Source organism: Streptomyces xiaopingdaonensis (genome assembly GCF_000262345.1).
Taxonomy (GTDB): Bacteria; Actinomycetota; Actinomycetes; order Streptomycetales; family Streptomycetaceae; genus Streptomyces; species Streptomyces xiaopingdaonensis.
In genome coordinates this window covers 22,973-43,702 of sequence record NZ_AJTQ01000167.1, presented here as the reverse complement: position 1 = coordinate 43,702, position 20,730 = coordinate 22,973, and the positions used below count along the sequence as shown (strand labels likewise).

General features: G+C 71.7%; 19 protein-coding genes and 1 pseudogene. 9 read left to right on the top strand and 11 right to left on the bottom strand.

Annotated elements, in window-relative coordinates; all coding sequences use genetic code 11:
• Window positions 1-81: 81 nt before the first annotated feature.
• Window positions 82-888 carry an SAM-dependent methyltransferase gene (locus UWG_RS0113385; RefSeq protein ID WP_016907723.1) on the bottom strand — a complete coding sequence of 269 codons (807 nt, stop codon included), beginning with the start codon at window positions 886-888 and terminating at the stop codon, window positions 82-84.
• Window positions 889-1,124: 236 nt separating this feature from the next.
• On the opposite strand from UWG_RS0113385, the gene UWG_RS0113380 reads away from it, so the two are divergent.
• The 5 genes from UWG_RS0113380 (at window position 1,125) to UWG_RS0113360 (ending at window position 4,683) form a co-directional block, all read left to right on the top strand.
• Complete coding sequence (locus UWG_RS0113380) at window positions 1,125-1,577, top strand: hypothetical protein (RefSeq protein WP_016907722.1); 453 nt, start codon at window positions 1,125-1,127, stop codon at window positions 1,575-1,577.
• Between the two features lie 10 nt (window positions 1,578-1,587).
• Window positions 1,588-2,805 (top strand): hypothetical protein, encoded by a 1,218-nt coding sequence (locus UWG_RS0113375; RefSeq protein ID WP_016907721.1) that lies wholly within the window; start codon window positions 1,588-1,590, stop codon window positions 2,803-2,805.
• A 108-nt stretch (window positions 2,806-2,913) separates the two neighbouring features.
• A complete protein-coding gene (locus tag UWG_RS0113370; RefSeq protein WP_016907720.1) occupies window positions 2,914-3,615 on the top strand; it encodes a hypothetical protein in 702 nt (233 codons plus the stop codon).
• Entirely contained in the window at window positions 3,602-4,060 is a 459-nt protein-coding gene (locus UWG_RS0113365; RefSeq protein WP_016907719.1) for a hypothetical protein, read from the top strand. The genes UWG_RS0113370 and UWG_RS0113365 overlap by 14 nt, the downstream gene beginning before the upstream one ends.
• Window positions 4,057-4,683, top strand: a complete 627-nt coding sequence (locus tag UWG_RS0113360; protein ID WP_016907718.1) for a hypothetical protein — start codon at window positions 4,057-4,059, stop codon at window positions 4,681-4,683. The genes UWG_RS0113365 and UWG_RS0113360 overlap by 4 nt, the downstream gene beginning before the upstream one ends.
• Window positions 4,684-4,716: 33 nt before the next feature.
• Here the strand turns inward: UWG_RS0113360 and UWG_RS0113355 are convergent, their stop codons facing one another.
• Window positions 4,717-4,908 (bottom strand): hypothetical protein, encoded by a 192-nt coding sequence (locus tag UWG_RS0113355; protein WP_016907717.1) that lies wholly within the window; start codon window positions 4,906-4,908, stop codon window positions 4,717-4,719.
• Between the two features lie 10 nt (window positions 4,909-4,918).
• Window positions 4,919-5,770: a helix-turn-helix domain-containing protein gene (locus UWG_RS0113350; protein ID WP_029391420.1), complete on the bottom strand. Its 852-nt coding sequence runs from the start codon at window positions 5,768-5,770 to the stop codon at window positions 4,919-4,921.
• A 287-nt stretch (window positions 5,771-6,057) separates the two neighbouring features.
• On the opposite strand from UWG_RS0113350, the gene UWG_RS0113345 reads away from it, so the two are divergent.
• Window positions 6,058-6,597 carry an ATP-binding protein gene (locus UWG_RS0113345; RefSeq protein ID WP_157838557.1) on the top strand — a complete coding sequence of 180 codons (540 nt, stop codon included), beginning with the start codon at window positions 6,058-6,060 and terminating at the stop codon, window positions 6,595-6,597.
• On the opposite strand, the gene UWG_RS0113340 is transcribed toward UWG_RS0113345, so the two are convergent.
• The 4 genes from UWG_RS0113340 to UWG_RS0113325 form a co-directional block, all read right to left on the bottom strand.
• Entirely contained in the window at window positions 6,594-7,406 is an 813-nt protein-coding gene (locus tag UWG_RS0113340) for an NPP1 family protein (protein WP_016907714.1), read from the bottom strand. The two genes, UWG_RS0113345 and UWG_RS0113340, sit on opposite strands and share 4 nt — an antisense overlap.
• 160 nt (window positions 7,407-7,566) lie before the next feature.
• On the bottom strand, window positions 7,567-10,827 hold the full coding sequence (locus UWG_RS0113335) for an amidohydrolase family protein (RefSeq protein ID WP_016907713.1): 3,261 nt from the start codon (window positions 10,825-10,827) through the stop codon (window positions 7,567-7,569).
• Between the two features lie 145 nt (window positions 10,828-10,972).
• Window positions 10,973-12,133, bottom strand: a complete 1,161-nt coding sequence (locus UWG_RS0113330) for a PP2C family protein-serine/threonine phosphatase (protein WP_016907712.1) — start codon at window positions 12,131-12,133, stop codon at window positions 10,973-10,975.
• 138 nt (window positions 12,134-12,271) lie between these two features.
• On the bottom strand, window positions 12,272-13,210 hold the full coding sequence (locus UWG_RS0113325; protein WP_016907711.1) for a 2-hydroxyacid dehydrogenase: 939 nt from the start codon (window positions 13,208-13,210) through the stop codon (window positions 12,272-12,274).
• A gap of 206 nt (window positions 13,211-13,416) precedes the next feature.
• Between UWG_RS0113325 and UWG_RS31435 the strand changes: the two are divergent.
• Together UWG_RS31435 and UWG_RS0113315 are read left to right on the top strand one after the other, a co-directional pair.
• Window positions 13,417-14,817 (top strand): annotated as a pseudogene (locus UWG_RS31435) (MFS transporter).
• On the top strand, window positions 14,798-15,559 hold the full coding sequence (locus UWG_RS0113315; protein WP_237720077.1) for an IclR family transcriptional regulator: 762 nt from the start codon (window positions 14,798-14,800) through the stop codon (window positions 15,557-15,559). The pseudogene UWG_RS31435 and the gene UWG_RS0113315 overlap by 20 nt, the downstream one beginning before the upstream one ends.
• 25 nt (window positions 15,560-15,584) lie before the next feature.
• Here the strand turns inward: UWG_RS0113315 and UWG_RS0113310 are convergent, their stop codons facing one another.
• Entirely contained in the window at window positions 15,585-16,457 is an 873-nt protein-coding gene (locus tag UWG_RS0113310) for an SAM-dependent methyltransferase (RefSeq protein WP_016907707.1), read from the bottom strand.
• A 297-nt stretch (window positions 16,458-16,754) separates the two neighbouring features.
• Here UWG_RS0113310 and UWG_RS0113305 point away from each other — a divergent pair, with 297 nt between their 5' ends.
• A complete protein-coding gene (locus UWG_RS0113305; protein ID WP_016907706.1) occupies window positions 16,755-17,978 on the top strand; it encodes an MFS transporter in 1,224 nt (407 codons plus the stop codon).
• 8 nt (window positions 17,979-17,986) lie between these two features.
• Here UWG_RS0113305 and UWG_RS0113300 read toward each other — a convergent pair whose 3' ends face one another.
• The 3 genes from UWG_RS0113300 to UWG_RS0113290 form a co-directional block, all read right to left on the bottom strand.
• Window positions 17,987-18,814, bottom strand: coding sequence for an alpha/beta fold hydrolase (locus UWG_RS0113300; protein WP_016907705.1), 828 nt, complete (start codon window positions 18,812-18,814; stop codon window positions 17,987-17,989).
• A 273-nt stretch (window positions 18,815-19,087) separates the two neighbouring features.
• Window positions 19,088-19,786 (bottom strand): C39 family peptidase, encoded by a 699-nt coding sequence (locus tag UWG_RS0113295; RefSeq protein ID WP_016907704.1) that lies wholly within the window; start codon window positions 19,784-19,786, stop codon window positions 19,088-19,090.
• Window positions 19,787-20,187: 401 nt separating this feature from the next.
• Window positions 20,188-20,718: a hypothetical protein gene (locus tag UWG_RS0113290; RefSeq protein WP_016907703.1), complete on the bottom strand. Its 531-nt coding sequence runs from the start codon at window positions 20,716-20,718 to the stop codon at window positions 20,188-20,190.
• Window positions 20,719-20,730: the final 12 nt, after the last annotated feature.

Sequence of the window (20,730 nt, the reverse complement as noted above, 5' to 3'; positions counted from 1 at the left end):
CGGCGGGCACGGACCGGCCGACGCACACGGCGCGGGCTGCCACGTCCGCCGACCGCAACGACAGCCCGGCGCCGTACCGGGTCAGGGCTTGCGCGCGACGAGGCCGAACTGGGCCACCTCCGCGCCCTGTTCGCCCTCGGGGCGCCAGGCCGAGCAGGAGACGATGCCGGGGGAGAGGAGTTCGAGCCCCTCGGTGAAGCTCTCGATCTCGGCGCGGCTGCGCGCCGTGATGGGCGGCTCGGCGTTCTCGTTCCAGAAGGCCATGGCGTCCGCGTTGCCCTCGCCGCCCAACTCCTGGGTCGGGTGCGAGAGGGCGAGGTAACTCCCCGACGGCACCGCCGACACGAGGCGCCGCACGATGCCGCGCGCCTCGTCGGTGTCGAGCACGAAGTTGAGGACGCCGAGCAGTATCACGCCGACGGGGCGGTCGAAGCGGAGCGTCTCGGAGGCGGCTTCCAGGATGGCGTCCGGGCAGTGCGCGTCCGCGTCCGCGTAGGCCGTCGCGCCCTCCGGCGTGCTGGTGAGGAGTGCGCGGGCGTGGGTGAGGACGGTGGGATCGTTGTCGACGTAGACGATGCGCGCCTCCGGCGCGTGGCGCTGGGCGACCTCGTGGGTGTTCTCGGCGGTTGGCAGCCCGGTCCCGATGTCGAGGAACTGCCGCACGCCTGCCTCCTCGGTGAGGAAGCGGACGACGTGCCCGAGGAACCGCCGGTCGGCGCGGGCGACTTCGCCGATCGCGGGGTAGACGCCCGTGACGTGGTCCCCGACGGCTCGGTCGACGTCGTAGTAGTCCTTGCCGCCGAGCCAGTAGTTCCACACGCGCGCGTTGTGCGCCACGGTTCCGGTGCCCGCCGCGCCCGTCCGGGCTTCCTCGCTGCTGTCGCTCACGTGCGCTCCTCCCACTCGGTGGTGTGAATCACCTTCATCATGCACCGCACCGTTCCCGGCCCGGCGCCCGGGCGCCGGGCACGCCGACGGGCGGACCGCCCGCCGATTCGGCCTGCACCCCGCCCTGTCAACGAGCGAGCACGCTGGGTAAGTTGGGCCGCGACCGCGAGGGGAGGGCCGCCCGTACTCGTGCCGGGCCCGCCCCGCCGTGTGCGACGTCTACAAGGGAGCAGTACATGACGTTCGAGGAAGAGTGGACGAGCCTCGTGCGCCGCCAGGAGGGCGCGGACTCCACCGGTATGCGGCTCAACGAGGCCGGCGGCGGCTCGTACGGCAGCTATTCGCCCGACCTCGTCGTCCGCGACGACGAGTTGGGGAAGATCGGCAACCAGGCGGCCTCCCTCTTCCGGCAGATACAGAAGAAGGCCGACGAGGCCCGCGAGGAGACGTCCACCGCGGCCAACGACCTCACCGGCCAGGACCTCGCCATGGGCGCGGCCCTCCTCGCCGTGCACGACGCCTGGAACACGCAGACCGGCACCGTCAAGGAGGCCTGCGCCCACATCTCCAACCACCTCGACTACACGGGCAAGTTGCACGACCGGGACGAGGACAAGATCCGCACCTCGATGCGGGACGCGGGCGGGCACCTCATGACTCCGTCACGCATACGCGACCACATCGACTGAGGGGGAGCCGATGGCCGGCGAACCGCTGCGTTTCCAGACTCTGGACAACCTCGAACTCGGCAAGCTGAAGCGCGCCGCCGACGCATGGACGTCGATGGAGAGCGATCTTCAGGAGATCGGCGACGGCGGCGAGGGAACCACCGCGGCGACCCTGGAGCGGACCAGCCGCAACGCCGATTGGAAGGGCGAAAACGCGGCCGTCACGCAGAGGTTCACGCGCAGGACCGCCGAGCAGATCCGCGCGATGGCCGACCACGCCGAGAGCGTCCGCGATGTGCTCAGGAACGCGCACACCGCGTTCGAGGCGTTCAAGAAGCAACTGGACCGGCAGGTGGAGGACGCCGCGGAGAGGCACATCCGCGTGCTTCCCAACGGCACCGTCGAACCGGTGGAGGATCTCTCCGAGGGGGACACTCCGTCACCGCTCGTCCTCTCGCGGGTCAAGCAGAACATCGACCGCATACTCGCGGGAGCGGGCAGCGCCGACGAGGCGGCCCGCAGCAGCCTGGCAGAGCTCGCCGAGGACCGCCACGCTTTTCCGAAGACGACATCGAGCGCGGACCGCAATCTCCTTGAGGAGATCGCCGAATCCGCCAAGGGGCAGGTCGTTCCTCCAAAGGACGACGGGCTGCAACTGGCGTCGTGGGGGTACGGGCACCTCAACACGGCAGCGGGTACGACGGTTTCGTGGTTCACCAATGTCGAACACGGGCATTTCGCACCGCGCGTCAACGGCCAGTTCGCTCCGATCGCACCGACGGTCCTTGGACGCACGCGGCAGGCCCTCGACTCGAAGAACTTCATCCCGAAGGCCAACAGGGCGGTCCAGCACAACAAATGGGCGACAACGGGCAAATGGGCCGGTCGTGCCGGCAATGTGGTGGGGGGCGTCAGCTCTGCCTACGGGCAGTGGACGGATGATGCGGGGCGCGGCTACGGCACCAGTGAACGCGTTAGCCGGGCTGCCTTGCGCGGCGGGGCTGTAGGCGTGGGCGGTTGGGCCGGTGCGGCGGGCGGGGCAAAGCTTGGTGGCGCGATCGGTACGGCGGTGGGCGGCCCCGTCGGCACTGTGGTTGGAGGCTTCCTCGGAGGCGCGGTCGGCGGGATCGTGGGTTCTGGGCTGGGCTCCGAGGCAGCTGATCACATCGTCGATGCTGGTGGAAAGTTCTTTGGTGGTGTCGGAGACGGCCTGGGTAAGGTCGGCGACAAGCTGAAGTTTTGGGATTGAGGGGCTGTGTTCGTCTTCGTAATTGGCATGGTGGGCGCCGGCCTCATAGCGTTCACAGCGTGGTCATGGCGTGGCCGCAGCGGTCGGGCACGTTGGTGGACGCGCGAGGTGCAGGGAGAGTACGGCGTTCTCGTCGTGTTGCCGTCCGGGGGGCTCCTCTGCCTCGGAGGCGCGCTAGCGAATGTCGACGCGCTGTTCATCCCTGGCGGGGTCTTGATGATGGCCAGTTTCCTCGTCTTTGTATGGGGCTTCCTGGTGACGACCATTGCCATTGCGTGGTGGCCGATTCACCGGCTGTGGGGCCCGCGTTGGTATATCCGGATGAGTAAGCAGGAGCGTTCGGACGCGCTCACTGGTCAGTTCGCGACGGCGGCTCGGCGTGCCAGTGCTGGGAGTGCGGGTCCAGCTCCGGAGTGGCTGGGTGCCGTGGTGTCGACTTGGGGCGCGGGCATGGTCGTTGACGCGGAGACGCGTGAGCGCCCGGACAAGGTCTCGCGTCGGGGGACGGTTGCGGGGCAGCTTGCGGCCGGTGAGGGTGGTGTGTGGTTCGCCCCGAATGGTGCGCTGAGTGCGGAGTGGACGGACCGCGCCCAATTCGCAGCTCGCTGGGAGGAGTTGCGCGACGTCCGGCGTGTACCTGCCCGTGCGGGTGTGGACGGCGTGCGCCGGCACGGTTTCCTCTACCGCTCCTGGTTCCCCCGGCTCGTCGTCACGACCGATGCCGGCGACCATCTCTTCGAGGTCAACTTCGGACAGGCCCGCCGAGCGGCGGACACCCTCAACCGTGAACGGACTCGTGTTGCGCGCTGAACACTCGCTGGGATTCACCTTGGACGCCCCCGACTCCTGGGAGGCCGTCCACGACCCGAGCCCTGGAGTCGCGTTGGCGTTCCTCGCTCCGGAGGCCGCCGCGTTCCGGCCCAACGTCGTGGCGACCGTCGGGCCGACCACGGCCGAGAGCGGCGACCTCGGCGCCTGGCAGCGTGCGGCGGCCGACGGCCTGGGCGAAAGCGTCGATGATTTCCAACTCCTCGACGCGGAGGTGGACGAGGAAGGGTTCCGCCAGCTCGCCGTGTACGTCGACGCGCACAGGTCGCTGACGCTGGAGCAGTGGGCGTGGCGCTGGCAGCGTCCGGGCCTCGACACTCTCGACGTGACCCTGTCGGCGACCGTCCCGACGCTCCTGTACGACACGATGGCCGACGAGTTGGCCACCGTCGCCGCAAGTTGGCGCTCCCTCGGGGAGGCGGAGTGAGACTCAACGCCGGGACCCCACGCGACGGCATCGTCCTCACCGAGGGCCGTCTCGAAGCCCTGCGGAACGCGCCTCCGGACGACGATCCGGTGGCCACCGCCGCTCTCACCGTCCTCGACGACCCGCTCGCCGAGGTCGTCGTGGAGGCGACGGGACCGGACGGACGCCGGGCCGCCGCCTTCGCCCTCGGGGCCGAACTCTGCTCAGTCATCCTCACCCGCCCCACGCACGACCCCGAACTCGCCGCCGTCACACCGGAGTCGATCCCGGCCGTCGTCGCCCGAACGGTCGGCCTGGGCCCCGCACCGTACGTCGACACCCCGCCGCTCACCGTCCCCGAGGCCGACATCGACGCGCTCGCCGTCCCGCCGCCGCAGGTCTCATCGGCGCTCGCCGCACACCCCGTGGGCACGGCGCTGCGTGAAGGCCCCTGGCGACTGTGGCGCTTGCAGGCAGCGGCCCCCAGCGAGGAGGGCGACGGATCGGCGCTCGGCGCACGTCTGGACGTCCTGGGCGCGCGCGGCTACGGATGGTGGGTACTGGAGGAGTCGGCGCAGGGCGTCCTCCTCTCGCCCACGACGGCGACGGCGCTGTGGCGGGGGCTCAGCGGGCTGCTGGGGTGAGTCCGCCAACTGCCGCCTGGGCTCGGCGACTTCTCACAGCAGGTGGTCCGCCTTGCCGGCTTTGATCTCCAGGATGAGGCTGCGGAGGGCTTCGCGGGTGTCGGAGAGGGCATTCTGTTCTTCTCCGGCTACGGCGATGTAAGCGTTGCCGTCCTCGTCGGTGCCGAGGCGGAAGCAGTTGACGCCCGCGCCGCAGTAGGGGTCTTCCCAGGCGATGTTGTCCATGGCTCGTTCCTCACATGTCGCGTTCGATACCGGCGATGAACTCCTGGGAGCTGCGACGTCCCAGAGAACTGGCTTTCATCGAATCCAGTTGAGCCCGGTAGGCCGCCAGTTGAGTCGGCTCGGACAGGAACTCGGCACGTAGCGAAGTGTCGAGGGCGACCGTATCCAGCTGGTGCGGCGACTCCTCGAAGTAGGTGACGGACTGACCGGCTCCTCTGAATGCCCCCGCATGGAAGGGGATGACGTAGATCGCGGCTCGGTCGTCCTCTGAGACTTCCAGTAGACGTCGAAGCTGTTCTTTGGCGGTGCTCCGTCCGCCGAACTGCATGCGGACTGCTGCCTCGTGGAGCACGACCTCAAGGGACTGTGTGCCACGTCGAAACCAAGCGGTCTGTCTGTCCAGCCGGTGTTGGACCCGTGCCTCCACGTCGACGGAGTCGAATTGAGGCAAAGCCAGGCCGAATACCACACGGGCGTGGGCTTCCGTTTGGAGAAGCCCAGGCAGATGCACGGTCAGTCCGAAACGAATGCTCTCAGCGTGGTGTTCGAGTTCGGCCACGTCGAGAAACCCCGTTGGCAGGTGGCCGTGGTACTGGTCCCACCAGCCTGCTTTGCCGGATACGGCCATGTCGGAGAGCGCAGACACCAACCCGGTGTCAGTACACCCGTAGTTGAAGGCGAGTGCACGTACTCTTGCCGAGCTGACGCCGGACCTGCCCGACTCCATGTTCGGGATGTTGGTGCGAGGTACATCGAGCAGCTTCGCGGCGGCTTCGGTGGTCATCCCGGCGGCTTCCCGCAGCCGCCGCATCTCAAGGCCGAGGCGTCGTTGCCTCTGCGATGGTCTGCTCCTCGGAGCCATGGTCTCTCCCGTGTGGTTGTCCCAGAGTGATTGTGCCGCTACTGCGTGCCGAGAGTCCATCGGCTGACTCGGTAGTACACGTACTAGGATTTCCGCTACAGTTGGTAACGCACCGACTACACAACCGAGTCGGAAGCGCATCGCGCGAGCCTGCCCGCACGCCTCTGCCCTGGAGGGAGTGGGCCCGCGCCGGGGAGACAGGCCACCGGCCGTCGCGTACAGGTGCGTTCAGCGGGGCGGGGCGCGATGGCCCGTCCCGGATCGCCGGCTCACCAGAGGGAGTCCGCATGTCCCTGGCCACGTCATTGCTCTGTTCGCCTCCGCAGTCCCTGTGTCCGTCGACGGTGGACCCCTCGCTGCCCGGCGTCGACACCTTCGCCTACGAGCTGCTGCTGCCCTGCTCGTTGGCGGCCCCCGCGCTCGCCCGTTCCGTCGTCTCCGTGCTGCTGCGCTCGCACGGCCTCGAAGCGGCGCGGGACGCCGTCCTCCAGGTCACAGGCGAACTCCTCGCCGCGGCCTGCCGGTTCGGGGGCGGGGCCGAACTGCGGCTCTCGCTCTCCTGGCAGGACGACGAGGTGTGGACGGTCGTGCACGACGGCCACCTCCCGCACCGCAACCCGCGCCTGGGCGCCCGCTGCGAGGCCCGCCGGGAGGACGCGCTCGCTCTCCTCGCCCGCGTCGTCGACTCCTGCGCGGGGGAGTGGGGCCACGAGGCGTCCCCCGGCCCGCGCGCGGGGACGCGCAGTTGGGCGGTGCTCGGGTACGCCGGCGCGTGCGCGTACGGGAGCGGCGCGGGGCGCGGTGCCGTGGGTACGTCGGTCCGCTAGGCGTGCGGGTCGAAGGGAATCCCCTCCGGCTTGGCCGCTGCCAGGTGGTCGTCGAAGGTGGAGTCCTTGATGCCGAGGGTGGCCGAGCCGAAGTCGGCTGCGGTGAGGGTGTCGCGGAGGCCCTCGGGATAGCCGTCCCAGCCGACGAGTGCGGGGTACTGCCAGGCGCCCTTGTGGTTCTCCGGGGGTTCGTCGCCGCCGTCGTTCTTGGCGGCGCGGAAGCAGTGGGTGCTCACGCCGTCCTTGTGGTAGACGACCTTCGGGTGGGCGTCCTCGAAGGGAAGGTCGTCGCGCCCGTGGACGGTGAACCCGCCGTGGGCCGAGGTGGAGACGTACTCCGCGGCGTCGCCGCCCTCGGGCACCCACACCACGACGTGCTCCCAGTCGTGCCGGTGGCCCGCGCTGCCGCCGCCGTGTGCGGCCTGGTCCTTCTCGAAATAGGAGGCGTAGACGACGGCGCACCAGTCGTTGTTGCACTTGGTGCGGGAGTAGACGTTGGTGTTCTCCAGGTCCGACTCGTCGCGGCAGTTGCCGTTCATGTCGCCGCCGAGCTTCAGCCCCGGCGCGATGGTGCCGTCTGGGCTGATCGCGGGGGTGGCGTAGCAGCCGTCCTTGTCGTAGTCGTAGGCGGGTTGGAAGCTGAGTTCCAGGTCGGTCGCGTTCTGCGGCAGTGCTTCGGGCGGGTCGGCGAGCGCCGTCCCCGGGACGGCCAGCACCAGCGCGAAGGCCCCTGCGACGACGGCGGGAACCCTCCGGTGCCAACCGGCGCGACGCGTGCTGCTCTGCTTCGGCGTTCTCGGCTTCTTCATCCGGACACTCCAACGTGGGGGGAGCAGTGCGGAGTTCACGCTCCCCCGCAAAAGCGCCCGTGCCAAGAGCGCCTCGATGAACGCACGTTGAAGGCCGGACGTGCGCAGCCACCGAACGGCCGGCGCACGGAGCCGAGTTGGCGCGTCTCGTTACACCCCGTCACACCCCCGCGTCGCAGCACCCGCCCCGGCGAAGCTGCCGCCCGACCGCCCGCCAGTGCTCCTCGCCCGAGCCGTCCGACCGCGAACCGCCCCCGGACGCACCGGACTCCGGGTACGCCTCGACGAGCTCCCGCTGCCACACCACCTCCCCGCCGCAGACGGTCCCCGCGGTGCGCACGAGCGCGTCGAAGTCCTCGAAGGGATCGCCGTCGATCAGCGCGAGGTCGCCGAACTTGCCGCGTTCGACGGTGCCGAGCACCCGCCCGGCACCGAAGACCCGCGCCGGTACGGAGGTGGCGAGGCGCAGCACGGCCGCCGTCGAAAGCCCGCTGCGGTGCAGCGCCCGCAGCGCCAGATGGAGGTGGAGCCCGACGGGTACGAGCGGCTGGTCGGTGCCGAGGGCGACGAGCCCGCCGGCGTCCGACACCCGCCGGTAGACGGCGCATTCGCGGTCGAGCGTGGCGAGTTCGGCCTCGGTCGGAGCCTTCCCCGCGCCCTCCCGCACGGCGAGTGCGTCCCAGGGCGGCATCATGCGCGTCACCCGCGGGTCGTCGGCGAGGGACGGGTCGGCGCCGAGGAGAGGCCCCGCGGTGAACGGTGTCGCGACGAGGTGGAAGTCCCCGGTGGCCGAGTAGATCTCGGTGATGTCCCCGTAGGCGTGCCCGGTGGCCGTCGTGGCGTGGCCGAACTCCAGGCGCTGGGTCGCCTGGAGGTGGGTGGTGAGGTCCTGCCCCAACTGCACGCCGGGCGTGCACAGGTGGCTGCCGGCGCGGGCGCCGAGCTCCTCGTGCGCGAAGCGCGCCGCCTCGGCCATCAGCCAACCGGGGGCGCGTACGTACGTCTTGACGAAGTCCCAGTCGAGCCCGGTGGCCCGGGTGAGGGAGCGGCGCAGGCCCTCTTCGGTGCGGTGGGCGCGCCCCATGGAGTAGGCGACGCGTGCGCCGTCGAGGAGTTCCCCCGTGGCGAGCAGTCGCGGCCCGGTGAGCGCTGCTTCGGCGGTCGCTTCGCGGACGCGGGCCTGCTCGTAGGCGAAGCCGCCGAGCGAGACGGCCGTGGTGATGCCGTAGGCGCGCTGGGTGGTGGTCTGCCGGCCGCCGTACGTCGACTGCCAGGGGTGGGTGTGCGCGTCCCACAGGCCGGGGACGACGGTGTGCTCGGAGGCGTCGACGCGGCGCCGCGCGTGCCGCCTGCGGTGCGGGGAGACGTCGGTGATCCGGCCCTTGCGTAGCGTGATGTCGACGTCCTCGCGCACGCGTTCGCCGGTGCCGTCCCACAACCTCCCCGCGTGGACGACGAGTTCGTCGGCCCCGCGCCCGGCCCCGCGCCGCAGGGAGAGCGGCACGGTCCTGGCGTGCCCCGACGCGACGTCGAGGAGCCGGAGGCGGCCGGCGGAGAGGTAGAGGAGGCGGCGCGAGTCGCCGGACCAACTCGGGTGGTCGGCCGCCTCGTCGGTGAGCCTCCGCGGTTTCCCCTCGGGCGTGCCGTCGGCGCGTACGGGCAGCAGCCACAGCGCCGACTCCACGACGACGGCGAGGTGCCGCCCGTCGGGCGACCACACGGGTCCGCCGTCGTACCGCTCCGAGAGCGAGGTGTGGGGAGCCGCGAGGTGGCGGCGGTCCTCGCCGGTCGCCGCGTCGACGAGGCGGATGAGGTTGTAGCCCTCGCGGAAGCGGTGGTTGAGCCGGTTGCGGTCGCAGAGCGCCAGGTAGCGCCCGTCCGGCGACCAGCTCGGACGGCCGGGCAGCCCGCCCTCGCCCATGGGCGCGGCGAGGTGCCGCTCGTTTCCCCCGGGGAGGTCGCGGACGAGGAGTCGGCCCTCCATGTCGAGGGCGGCGAGGCGTTCTCCGTCCGGGGAGAGCGAGGGGAAGACGCGTCCCCCGGTGGCGAGTACCGTCTCCTCGCCGGTCCGCAGGTCGAGCCGGTGGACGGCGAGAAGGCCGTCGCCCTTCCCGCCGTCGACGGAGTAGACGAGCGAGCGCCCGTCCGCGCTCCACGAGGGCGCGAGGAGGTAGCCGGTGCGGGGAGCCGTGGCCCGCTCGGTCGGGGCGCCTCCTGAAGTGCTCACCGTGTAGAGGGAGTTGAGGGCGCAGAAGGCGATCTGCCGGCCGTCGGGCGAGAGCGCGGGCAGGTGGACGCCTCTGACGGGTTGCCTGCCTTCGCGTTCGAAGGAGAATCGCTTTCCCCGGTAGTGGGGCCGCTCGACGGGCAGCCGCGCGGCGAACGGGATCCGCTCGGCCTCGCCCGGGCGGCGTACGTCGAGGACGCGGAACTGCCCGCCGACGGTGAGGAGAAGCTGCTCGGCCGACGTCCAGCGCGGCGGGACGGGCGCCAAGTCCCCCTCGACGTCCACCGGTTCACCGCCGACGACGAGCGTGCACGAGGACTCGGGCGCAGCCGTCGTCCGCAGGTACGCCAGTCGGCCCTCGGGCGAGACGGCCGGCGTCATCACCTCGGCCTCGCTCTCGTCGGTGTGCTCGGTCCGCACGTCACCGCCGCCGGCCGGCACCGACGCGACGGTGCGCGCCCGCAGCACCTCGCCGTCCTCCCCCTCGACGACGGCGGCGCGGACGAAAAGCACCCGCTCGCCGCCTGCGGACCACGTCGGGTCGAAGTCCTCCCAGGCGCCGTCCTGCCCCGGCCCCGACTGTCCCGGCGCACCGGTGAGCCTGGTGAGGGTGCCGCTCGCCAGCTCCAGCACCCAGATGCGGTACGGGCTCCCCGCGACATCGTCCCCGCCGCGCTCCGAGGCGAAGGCGAGGCGGGTGCCGTCGGGGGACCAGGCGGGGCCGCGGTCGTCGCCGCGTCCCTCGGTGCGCCGGCGCGGACGGGAGCCGTCGGCGTCGAGCGTCCAGAGGTGGAAGCCGCCGCCGCGGTACGCACAGACCGCGAGCTGCTTGCCGTCGGGCGAGAACTCGGGGCGTGTGGGCTCCAGTTCGGGTGGGGAGAGGCGCTGCGCGGCGCCGCCGTCGCGCGGGACGGACCACAGGATGTTCTGCACCTCGGCGACGAGGCGGTCCCCCGAAGGCGAGAGCGTGGCGGCCCCGTTGGTCGCCGAGGTGAAGGAGAGCGCACCGCGGCGCGTGGACGGGGAGGGCGCGGCGACGGCCTCGGCGGCCGGGAGCGCGGTGACGGCGGCGGTACCGGCCGACGCCTGGAGGAAGCGGCGCCGCGAGAGCGGGGGCAGCTTGCGGCCCTCGGCGTCCGGCGGCTCTGCGGGTTCGGTGACGGTTGCCGGTACGGAGCGGTCAGTTGATGCCATCGGTACTCCCCGGGCCAATGCTCCACCGCGCGGCGGATGCGACGCCCGCATGGTGCCGGGCGGCGAGGGGGCGGTCAACACCGCGGGTGTACCGGTGCGTCGAAGGCGCAGGGGACGCGCTCGGCGGCGCCTGCCGCCGAGCGGTTCACGCCTCGCGGTCGTGCACCACTTCCTCGCGCGGCGGCGCCGACGCCGGTGCTGCGCCCTCCCGCCCGCCGTCCTGCCGCCGCGCCACGACGAGGATCGCCATGTCGTCCTGGCGCTCGCCCCCCGTCCATTCCAGCACCCTGTCGACGAGCGTGTCGGCGAGCGTGCGCGGCGCTGAGGGGACCGTCCCTGAGAGACCGCGGCGCGGGTCGAAGAAGGTGCCCGCGGTGTTGCGTGCCTCCGTGACCCCGTCGGTGACGAGGAGCAGCGCCTCCCCTGTCCGGAGCGCGACCCGGTCCGTGTGCGCGTGCCCGCCCGGGGCCAGCCCGGTGGCCAGCGGCAGGTCGGGGCGGGTGGGCTCCAGCGGCGTCACGTATCCGCGGCCGAGGAGGTACGGGGGCGTGTGCCCGCGGTTGTGGAGGAGGAGCGAATCGGCGTCGTGCGAGAACTGGAGAAGCAGCGCGGTCGCGAAATCCTCCAGCGACTCCACGCTGCGGCCGCGCCGCTCGTTCTCCCGGACGAGGACGCCGTCGAGGTGGGCGGCGAGCTCGGGGAGTGTCGGCACGTGCTGGGCCGCCTCGCGGAAGGCGCCGACCGCGACGGAGACCGAAGCCACCGCCTCCAGCCCCTTGCCCCGGACGTCGCCGATGATCGCGCGGACGCCGAACGGGGTCTCCTGGAGGGCGTAGAAGTCCCCGCCGACGGCGGTGCCCGCCCGCGCCGTGACGTACCGGTCGGCGGCCCGCAGCGGCCCGACCGCCGCGGGCGGCGTCGGCAGCACGGCGCGCTGCGCCGCCTCCGCGACGTCGCGTACGAAGGCGAGGCTGCGGCCCTGCGCGTCGGAGAGGCGCTTGAGCCCCAGTCCGACGATGCTCACCAGCAGCACCGCGAGCCCGTCGGTGGCCCACACGGCGGTTGAGAGGTCCTGGGCGAAGGCCACCCCCACGGCCGTGAGGCAGGTCATGACGGCGAAGAAGACGCTCCAGCCGAAGGAGAGCACCATGATGGCGAGGAGCGGCGTGCACGCGAGGAGCGGTTCCCCGAAGTGCGGGCGCGGCCCGTAGACACTGGCGACCGCGCCCGCCGCGAGGAGCGAGGCCGGCGCGAGCCAGGGCGCCCGCGCCGCGGCCCGCACCACCGCTTTCCGCAACCCGTCCATCCGCACCTCGCCGCGCCCGGCCGGGCACCGGGCTTCCGTACCGCTCTCCGCCCAGTCAACGCGCTCCGGCCGTCGAGCGCGCGGCGGGTACCGCCATCAGGAGCGGCGGGTGGCCGACCGGCGTCCGGTCACCGGGAGTCAGGACCCCCGGGGGAACGCGTTCGCCAGCGGCTCCCCGGCGGCGAACCGCCGCACCTGCTCGACGACGAAGCGCTCGGCCCGCGGCCTGAAGGAGGCGGCACCGCCGCCGACGTGCGGCGTCACGAGCACCCCCGGTGACGTGCGCAACGGGTGATCGGCCGGCAGCGGCTCGGGCTCCGTGACGTCGAGGGCGGCGCGGAGGCGGCCCGCCGCCGTCTCGGCGAGGAGCGCCTCGGTGTCGAGCGTCCGCCCGCGGCCGACGTTGACGACGAGCGCCCCGTCCGGGAGGGCGGCGAGCTCCGGCTCGCCGAGGAGGCCGACCGTCGAGGCGTTCTCCGGGACCACCAGGACGACGACGTCCACCTCCGGCAGCAGCTTCGGAAGGTCGTCGACGGCGTGCACGCCGGGGCGCGCACGCCGGGCTATCCGTACCACCTCCGCCTCGCAGGCGAGCAGCCTGCGCTCCAGCGCCTCCCCGATCGCGCCGTACCCGACGATCGCGACGCGCGCGTCGGCGAGGCCGGGAAGGAAGTGCGGCGCCCACCGTCCGGCCCGCTGGTCCTCGACCCACCGCGGCAGGTCGCGCTGCGCGGCGAGGACGAGGCCGAGCGCGTGTTCCGCGGTGCTCGCGTCGTGGAGCCCCCGCCCGTTGTGGAGGGCCACCCCCGCGGGAAGGCGCGGCTCCAGCTTCTCGACGCCGGCGCTGAGCGACTGCACCGCGCGCAGCCCGGGCAGCCGCGGCAGCAGGGCCTCGGTGCCGGGCGCCGCGTACGGCACGACCCAGAACCCGACGCGGTCCAGCTCGGGTTGGGACAGCTCGGGGCCCGCACCGCTCCCGTCCCACACGTGGACGCGGAGGCCCGCGGGCCAGCTTCCGTGGCTCCGGTCGAGGTCCGGCCAGGGGAGGAGGACGTCGGGCGCGGCGGGGTCGGTCACGGGGTGCCTTTCTTCGTGGTCCTGGTGGCGCGGCGGCCGACGGGACGACGCCGGTGCTGTGGCGGCGGGTTGGGTGTCGTTCCGCCCAACGCACCTCGCCGGTGCGGATGTTCCCCGCGTTCTCCATTGACCGGCCACGCGTCCCTTCGTACCGTCTTCCCGCTCAGTGAAACACTTTCCATGTAGCGGAAATAAGGGGGTCCGGGATGACTGCCGCGTCACCCTCCCGTCCCGGCGGAGGGTTCTGGTCCTCCGTACGCGCCCGGCACCTGATGCCGATCGCCTTCGTCACGTACTCGCTCGCGTACCTCGACAAGTCCAACTACTCCATCGCCTCGGCCGGCGGCATGGCCGACGAGCTCGGCCTCACGGCCGCGCAGGACTCGCTCATCGCGGCCTCGTTCTTCCTCGGCTACTTCCTCTTCCAGATCCCCGGCACCATCTACGCGGAGCAGCGCAGCGCCCGCCGGCTCATCGCCTGGTCGACCGTCGCGTGGGGCCTGCTCGCCGTGGTCCAGGGTCTGTTGAGCAGTCCGACGCAGCTCGTCGCGGTGCGCTTCCTGCTTGGCGTCGTCGAGGGCGCGGTGCTGCCGTCGCTGGTGATGCTGCTGAGCAGGTGGTTCACGAAGGGGGAGCGGGGGAGGGCCAACACCTTCCTCATCCTCGGCAACCCCCTCACCGTCATGTGGCTCTCCGCGGTCTCCGGGTGGCTCGTCTCCGTCTCCGACTGGCGGATGATGTTCGTCGTCGAGGGCGTCCCGTCCGTCGTGTGAGGGCTGCTCTGCCTCAAGTTCGTCAACGACCGCCCGCAGGACGCGCGTTGGCTGCCCGAGGCCGAACGCACCGAGCTCGCCGCGCGGTTGGCGGCCGAGGAGCCGGCGCCCACCGGGACCGCCGACGCCGGGTCGACGGCCGAGCAGTACGCACGCGTGCTCCGGGCGCGGCCGGTGCTGGTGATGGCGGCACAGTACTTCTTCTGGTCGTTCGGGATGTACGGGTTCGTCTTCTGGCTGCCCGCGATCGTCAAGCAGGGCTCGGGCGAGGGCATCGGCACCACCGGCCTCCTCTCCGCGATCCCGTACGCCTTCGCCGTCGCTGCGATGCTCCTCAACTCCCATGTCTCCGACCGCACGGGGCGCCGCCGCGCCGCGGTCTGGCCGTGGCTCGCGGCCGGCGCCCTCGCGCTCTTCGGCTCCTACCTCGCCGGCGGCAACTTCCCGCTGGCGCTGACGCTCCTCGTCGTCGCGGGACTGTGCATGTACGCGCCGTACGGGCCGTACTTCGCACTCGTCTCCGAGCTCGCTCCCGCCGGGGTCTCGGGGGCGGCCGTCGCGCTCGTCAACTCCCTGGGTGCGCTGGGTTCCTTCGCCGGCACGTACCTCGTCGGATGGGTGCGCGGCACCGAGTTGGGGAACGCGGGAGGGTTCGGTTTCATGGCTGTCTGCACGCTCGTCTCCGCGGCGCTGATGCCGGCGATCCGGGAACCCGGTGCCCCCGCGAAGGCGTTGGGTACGGTGAACGCCCCCGCCTCCGAGCCGCCCGGCGGGCCGGCGCCGGAGGCCCCAGCGCAGCGAGGTGAACCCCGCGGTGAGTCAACCACCCGGTGACGACATGCTCGGCCGCGGGCTCCGCCTGCTCACCGTCCTCTCCCGGCACTCCCGGGGGATGGGCGTCAGCGCCGTGGCCCGCGCCGCCGAACTGCCCGTCAGCAGCGCCCACCGGCTCCTCGCCCGGCTCGTCGCGGAGGGCTTCGTCTCCTACGACGCGGACACCCGCCGCTACGCCCTCGGCGTCCGCGTCCTGGAGCTGTCCCGCGGCTTCCAGCGCTCGTCCGCCGGGTACTCGGCGGCGGCGGGACCCGTCCAGCGCCTCGCGGCCCGCACCGGACTCCCCGTCCTCACCGGCGTCCTCGACGGCGCCGAGATCCTCCTCGTCCTCACCGCCGAGGGCACCCAGCACATACAGCTGCGCAGCGCCGAGGGCACGAGAAACCCGTGGTACGCCACGTCGATGGGGAAGCTCCTCGCCGCCGGCCTCGCCGAGGAGGAGCGCGAGCAGCTCCTCGCGGCGAAGCTCGTCCCCGTCACCCCGCGCACCTGCACCGACGCGGACGTGCTCCGCGAGGAGCTGGCGCGCGTCCGCGAGCGCGGCTGGGCCGAGGTCGACGAGGAGAACGAGATCGGCGTCCGCTCCATAGCCGTCCCCGTCCCCGACCCGGAGGGCCTCCGCGAGACGCCGCTCACCCTCTCCCTCGGCGCGACGGTCGTCCTCACTCCCGGCTCCGAACTCCGCTCGCTGCTGCCGGAGTTGCGCGCCTGCGCGGACGAAGTCGCGGCGCGGCTGCGCTGAGGCACCACTCCGCGACCTCGCACTCTCACCGCTTCCGGGCCATCACCCCGTACCCGGGACACTGCGCGTCGGTGGAGACGGCGGCAGGCGCCAGCCGCGCCGGACGCCCCGGCCACCACCGGTGCACCGGCTGTACCCCGGGCTCCACCAGCTCGATGCCCGCGCCGGTGACCAGCTCCTCGACCTCCTCGCGGGAGCGCGTCCTGGCGGGCAGGTTGCGGCTCCGGTAGAACTCGGCCGCCTCCTCCACGCCCTCGTCGTAGTCCCCGCTCGCGTGCGAGAGCACCAGGTGGCTGCCGGGTGCGAGCGGCTCCATCAGCGTGCGCAGCAGCTCGCTCGGCCCGTCCTCGTCCGTGATGAAGTGGAAGATCGCCACGACGAAGAGCGCCACCGGGCGGCTGAGGTCCAGCACCGGCTCGGGCCCCGCCAGACAGGGGTGGTTCAGGATGTCCTGCGGCTTCCGCAGGTCCGCCTCGATGTAGTCCACCCGCCCCTGCGGCGAACTCGTCAACAGGGCCTGCGCGTACGTCATCACGATCGGGTCGTTGTCGGTGTAGAGGACGCGCGCCTGCGGCTGGTAGTACTGGGCGATCTGGTGGGTGTTCGGCTCCGTCGGGATGCCGGTGCCGATGTCGATGAACTGGTCGATGCCCTGCTCGCGGGCGAGGTGCTCGACGGCGACGTGCAGGAAGTGACGGTTGGCCCGGGCCCCGCTCGCGACGTTCGGCCAGAGGCGCATCGTCTCCGACGCCGCCTCGCGGTCGGCCTCGAAGTGATCCTTTCCGCCCAGGTAGTAGTCGTACATCCGCGCCACCTGCGGCTTCCCCTGATCCGAAACGGGGTTCGCCGCCGTCGGCCCGGGGCCGCTCGTGGACATCCAACCCGACTGCTCCGCCATCGAGGCTCCTCTCATCACCGCATCCGTGGAGCAACACCCTCTCTCAACATCAACTCACTGTGAAACCCGGGGGGTTGCTTTTCCCGCAGCTGAGAGGTCTGACGCTTCGTCCGCGCTCGCCGTTCCACCGGGACAGGTATGGCACACGTCATACCCGGACTTCCGCCGAGCGGGAATGCACAGCAGCCGATCGCTGCTGTACGACGACTGTGCCCGCACACCCGGCCGACGGCGTCCGTGGTGCACGCGGCCGTCCCCCAGCACGATCCGCCCCCGCCGACCGGAGGTTCACCCGTCATGCCCCTGGCCCTGCTCGCCCTCGCCGTCGCCGCCTTCGGGATCGGCACGACGGAGTTCGTGATGATGGGCCTCCTGCCGCAGGTCGCCGACGCGCTCGGGACGTCGGTACCGCGCGCGGGCAACCTCGTCTCGGCCTACGCACTCGGCGTCGTCGTCGGCGCTCCGCTGCTCACCGCCGTCGGGGCGCGGATACCGCACAAGCGGTTGCTGCTGCTCCTCAGCGGCCTCTTCGTCGTCGGCAACACCGCCTCGGCGCTCGCCCCCGGCTTCGGCACCCTCTTCACCGCCCGCGTCCTCGCCGGGCTGCCGCACGGTGCGCTCTTCGGTGTGGGCGCGGTCGTCGCCGCGCGGCTCGTGGCGCCCGAGCGGGCGGCGCGCGCGGTGGCGACGATGTTCCTCGGGCTGACGGTCGCCAACATCGTCGGCGTACCCGCCGCCACGGCGCTCGGGCAGAACCTCGGATGGCGCGTCACCTTCCTCGCCGTTGCCGGGATCGGCCTCGTCGCGATGGCCGCCATCGCCGCGCTCGTACCGCACCAGCCGCGCGGACCGCAGGCCGGGATCAGGCAGGAGCTGCGGGCGATGGCCGACCGGCAGGTGGTGCTCGGACTCTTCACCGCCGTCCTCGGCTTCGGCGGCTGCTTCGCCGTCTACAGCTACCTCGTGCCGATGCTCACCGAGGTGACGGGCCTCGCCGAGTCGTCGACGACGTGGGTCCTCGCCCTCTACGGGATCGGCATGACCCTCGGCACCCTCGTGGCGGGACCGCTCACCGACCGCGCCCTGCGCCCCACGCTCTACGGCGGCCTGCTGGCGCTCGCCGCGGCGCTGACCGCCTTCTTCTTCGCCGTCCACTCGGCGCCCGCCGCCATGGCGACGGTCGTGCTGATCGGTGCCGTCGGCGCCCTCATCACGACGCCGCTCCAGATGCTCCTCATGGCGAAGGCGGAGAACGCGCCGACGATGGCGGCGGCCTCCAACCACTCCGCGTTCAACCTCGCCAACGCGGGCGGGGCCTGGCTCGGCGGGATCGTCATCTCGCTCGGTTGGGGCTGGACGTCGCCTGCGCTCGTCGGCGCCGCGCTCGCCGTCGTCGGTCTGGGACTCGCCGTCGTCGGCGGCTTCCTCGACCGGGGCGAGCGCGGGCACTCGCGCGTCGTCGCCGGCGGGCAGGCGGAGGGCGACGCCGAGGCGGCGTCCGCGACCGTCACCGGACGCTGAGCCTCCGCTCAGGAGCGGAGGAAGCCGAGCAGGTCCCGGCCGAGCGGCTCGCGGTAGCTGCGCATGCCGGCGAAGGCGTGCGGAGCGCCCGGGTAGACCCGGAGCGCCGCGCCGGGGACGAGCGAGGCGGACCTGCGGCCCGTCGCCTCCAGCGGCGCGATCTGGTCCTCGTCCCCGTGCAGGACGAGCGTCGGGACGTCGACCCGGCGGAGGTCCTCGGTGAGGTCGGCGCCGAAGAGCGACTCGACGCCCTCCGAGGCGCCCTTGGTCCCGAGCGCCATGCTCATGAGCCAGTACGCCTCGCGCTCCTGACTGGTGACGGTGTGCCCCGGGCGGTTGGCGCCGAAGAACGTCCGGGTGAGCGCCTGGAAGAAGCCGGAGCGACGGGTGCGCATCGACTCCCGCACCGTGTCGAGGACGCTCGGCGCCAGCCCGAGCGGGTTCGCCTCCGTCCGCCGGACCTGCGGGGAGACCGACCCGAGCAGTACGACCCGCGCGACGCGCGACGTCCCGTGCCGACCGACGTAGCGGGCGATCTCGCTGCCGCCCGCCGAGTGCCCGACGAGCGTGACCTCGCGGAGTCCGAGCGCCTCGATGACCTGCGCGAGGTCGTCCGCGTAGGTGTTGAGGTCGTTGCCGCGCCACGTCTGCGTCGAGCGCCCGTGGCCCCGCCGGTCGTGCGCGACGGCGTGGAACCCGTGGGAGGCGACGAGCGCCATGTGCGCGTCCCACACGTCGGCGTGGAGCGGCCAGCCGTGGCTGAAGACCACAGGAGGCCCGGTTCCGGACTCCTTGTAGAAGATCTTCGCCCCGTCGTAGGTCGTCACGCTCGCCATCGGGTCTCCTCGGTACAAGCCGACGCAGCACGCCCGGCCCCGAGCCGACGGCCTCGCGGCCTCCGACACGGCGGCGCGCACTCGGCAGCGCACGGCGACGAACGCCCGCGCACCGGTCTGCTTCCGCGACTCTCACGACGGTAGAGGAGGGGGCGGATGCGTGCAAAAGGGGGAAAAGCGGACGAGGGTGAACTCGGGCTTCGCCGCGTGGTGGCGCGATCGAGGGAACGCGAGCGGGCCCGGCGCCCCGCGGGTGCCGGGCCCGGCGGCGGTTCAGGCCGCGTAGCCCTTCGGTGGTATGAGCGTGGCGAGTTGGTCGAAGGAGAGCCAGTAGATCTGGTTGCCGGAGAACGAGGCCGGGTCGGCGATGAGCACCGACTGGTTGGCGTCGTCGTAGCCGATGACCGTGAAGTAGTGGTAGATCGTCTGGTCCGACGGGTAGCCGGGAGGCTGGTTGCCGGGCGGCGCGACGATGTTGGTGACGAGCGGGTACCCGTTGTCGACGTCGGTGACGACGTCCTGCCACAGCAGGTCCCGTTCTTCCTGCGTCGGCGGGTCGTTGGGCATGTACTTCGACTCGTACCAGCCCTCCCCGAGGTTGGCATTGAGCACCTCGGTCACCTGGCTGATGTCGTCCGTCCCGTTCTCCGTCGTGCCGAGCTGCGCCGCCAGGTCGGCCTGGCTTGGCGGGGCGGTGCGCGCCGAGAGGGCGATACGGGTCGCGGCGGGACCGCACCAGTACCCCGTCTCCTGCACCTGGTAGTCGACTTCGAGCGTCTTCGACGCCTGCGTCCGCGTCGCCTCCGTGTGCAACCGGTCCCCGCTGCGGGCGACTTCGACCTGCGCCGCCGAGGCCCCCGCGAGGCCGGAGACATGCGTGGTGCCGGCCCCGGAGTCGGCCGCCGCGACCCCGGGCGCGACGAGCATGGCCGCCGTGACGGCGAGCGGAACGGCGATCGTTCTGATGCGCATCGGTGGGCTCCTCCTGTGGGGGAAGGATGAATTGAGGCGAGCATGCCATCGGATGCGCTACGCGGGTAGAGGTGTGGAGGTGGTGGGTGGGGGCGGTGGTGGTGCGAACTCGGGTGCGTGCGTGAGGCATTGGCGATGCCCGCTCCGCAACGGGCATGCCCCGGGGCTTGAAGCGGTAGCGGCGCACGGCCGCTGATTATCGGCTCCGTCCTCAGGTGGCCCTGCTGTACGTGTACTTGGGGCGGGCGTTGCGGCAGCCTAAGGCCCTTTTGTGCGCGAGGTGGGAACTTGGCGGCGAAGCGGACGAGGATTTCTCGGTGCACCATGAGAGCTGCCCATCACCGGGTGGTCATGCTCAGCGTTGCCGACTCGCCTGTCCCCGTGCCTTCGCCCTGCGGTGGTCAAGCGCCGCGGCAGCCCCGAGCCTTCATCGCGTTGGGAAAGTAATTCTTGGCGAACCGAACAAGGTCTTTGCGGTATTTGTCGGTTGCCTTCTCCACCACCACTTCATCGTGCCAGAGTTTCACTATGATTACATATTCCCCATCTTCGATATTTGCTGTCGACTCGGGGCGAAATTTGCAGTGGGCATGGGCGATGATACCGGTGTCGCCAACAGCCGCCTCGTGGCCGATGGATATCCTCTCAGGATTTTCGAGACGTTTCACGGTGCTGCCGAGCGCCTTCAGCGGGTCGATGCCGTCGGGGGCCAGTTCGTCCCTAATCCTTATTTCGTGCCCTTCTCCGGTCTTGACGATGCACTCACGCCCATGGTATTCCGGCATCGTGTCATTGCGCGTCTCGTGGTACTCGTCGTCAGCAGGAAGCAAATTTTCGAGCAGTTCCGGATCCACCTTCGCGCCGCACACCTTGTCAGGGGCGTCGACGCCGCCGATACCGCAACTAGGCAGGCTGAAGCTCAGCGTCGCCACGAAGACCAGATA

What these genes read in the sequence shown, in the direction of transcription:
- UWG_RS0113380 (WP_016907722.1), top strand. Translation starts at nt 1,125, where the DNA reads ATGACGTTCGAGGAAGAGTGGACGAGCCTCGTGCGCCGCCAGGAGGGC.
- UWG_RS0113375 (WP_016907721.1), top strand. Translation starts at nt 1,588, where the DNA reads ATGGCCGGCGAACCGCTGCGTTTCCAGACTCTGGACAACCTCGAACTC.
- UWG_RS0113355 (WP_016907717.1), bottom strand. Translation starts at nt 4,908, where the DNA reads ATGGACAACATCGCCTGGGAAGACCCCTACTGCGGCGCGGGCGTCAAC.
- UWG_RS0113350 (WP_029391420.1), bottom strand. Translation starts at nt 5,770, where the DNA reads ATGGCTCCGAGGAGCAGACCATCGCAGAGGCAACGACGCCTCGGCCTT.
- UWG_RS0113345 (WP_157838557.1), top strand. Translation starts at nt 6,058, where the DNA reads ATGTCCCTGGCCACGTCATTGCTCTGTTCGCCTCCGCAGTCCCTGTGT.
- UWG_RS0113340 (WP_016907714.1), bottom strand. Translation starts at nt 7,406, where the DNA reads ATGAAGAAGCCGAGAACGCCGAAGCAGAGCAGCACGCGTCGCGCCGGT.
- UWG_RS0113335 (WP_016907713.1), bottom strand. Translation starts at nt 10,827, where the DNA reads ATGGCATCAACTGACCGCTCCGTACCGGCAACCGTCACCGAACCCGCA.
- UWG_RS0113330 (WP_016907712.1), bottom strand. Translation starts at nt 12,133, where the DNA reads ATGGACGGGTTGCGGAAAGCGGTGGTGCGGGCCGCGGCGCGGGCGCCC.
- UWG_RS0113310 (WP_016907707.1), bottom strand. Translation starts at nt 16,457, where the DNA reads ATGGCGGAGCAGTCGGGTTGGATGTCCACGAGCGGCCCCGGGCCGACG.
- UWG_RS0113305 (WP_016907706.1), top strand. Translation starts at nt 16,755, where the DNA reads ATGCCCCTGGCCCTGCTCGCCCTCGCCGTCGCCGCCTTCGGGATCGGC.
- UWG_RS0113300 (WP_016907705.1), bottom strand. Translation starts at nt 18,814, where the DNA reads ATGGCGAGCGTGACGACCTACGACGGGGCGAAGATCTTCTACAAGGAG.
- UWG_RS0113295 (WP_016907704.1), bottom strand. Translation starts at nt 19,786, where the DNA reads ATGCGCATCAGAACGATCGCCGTTCCGCTCGCCGTCACGGCGGCCATG.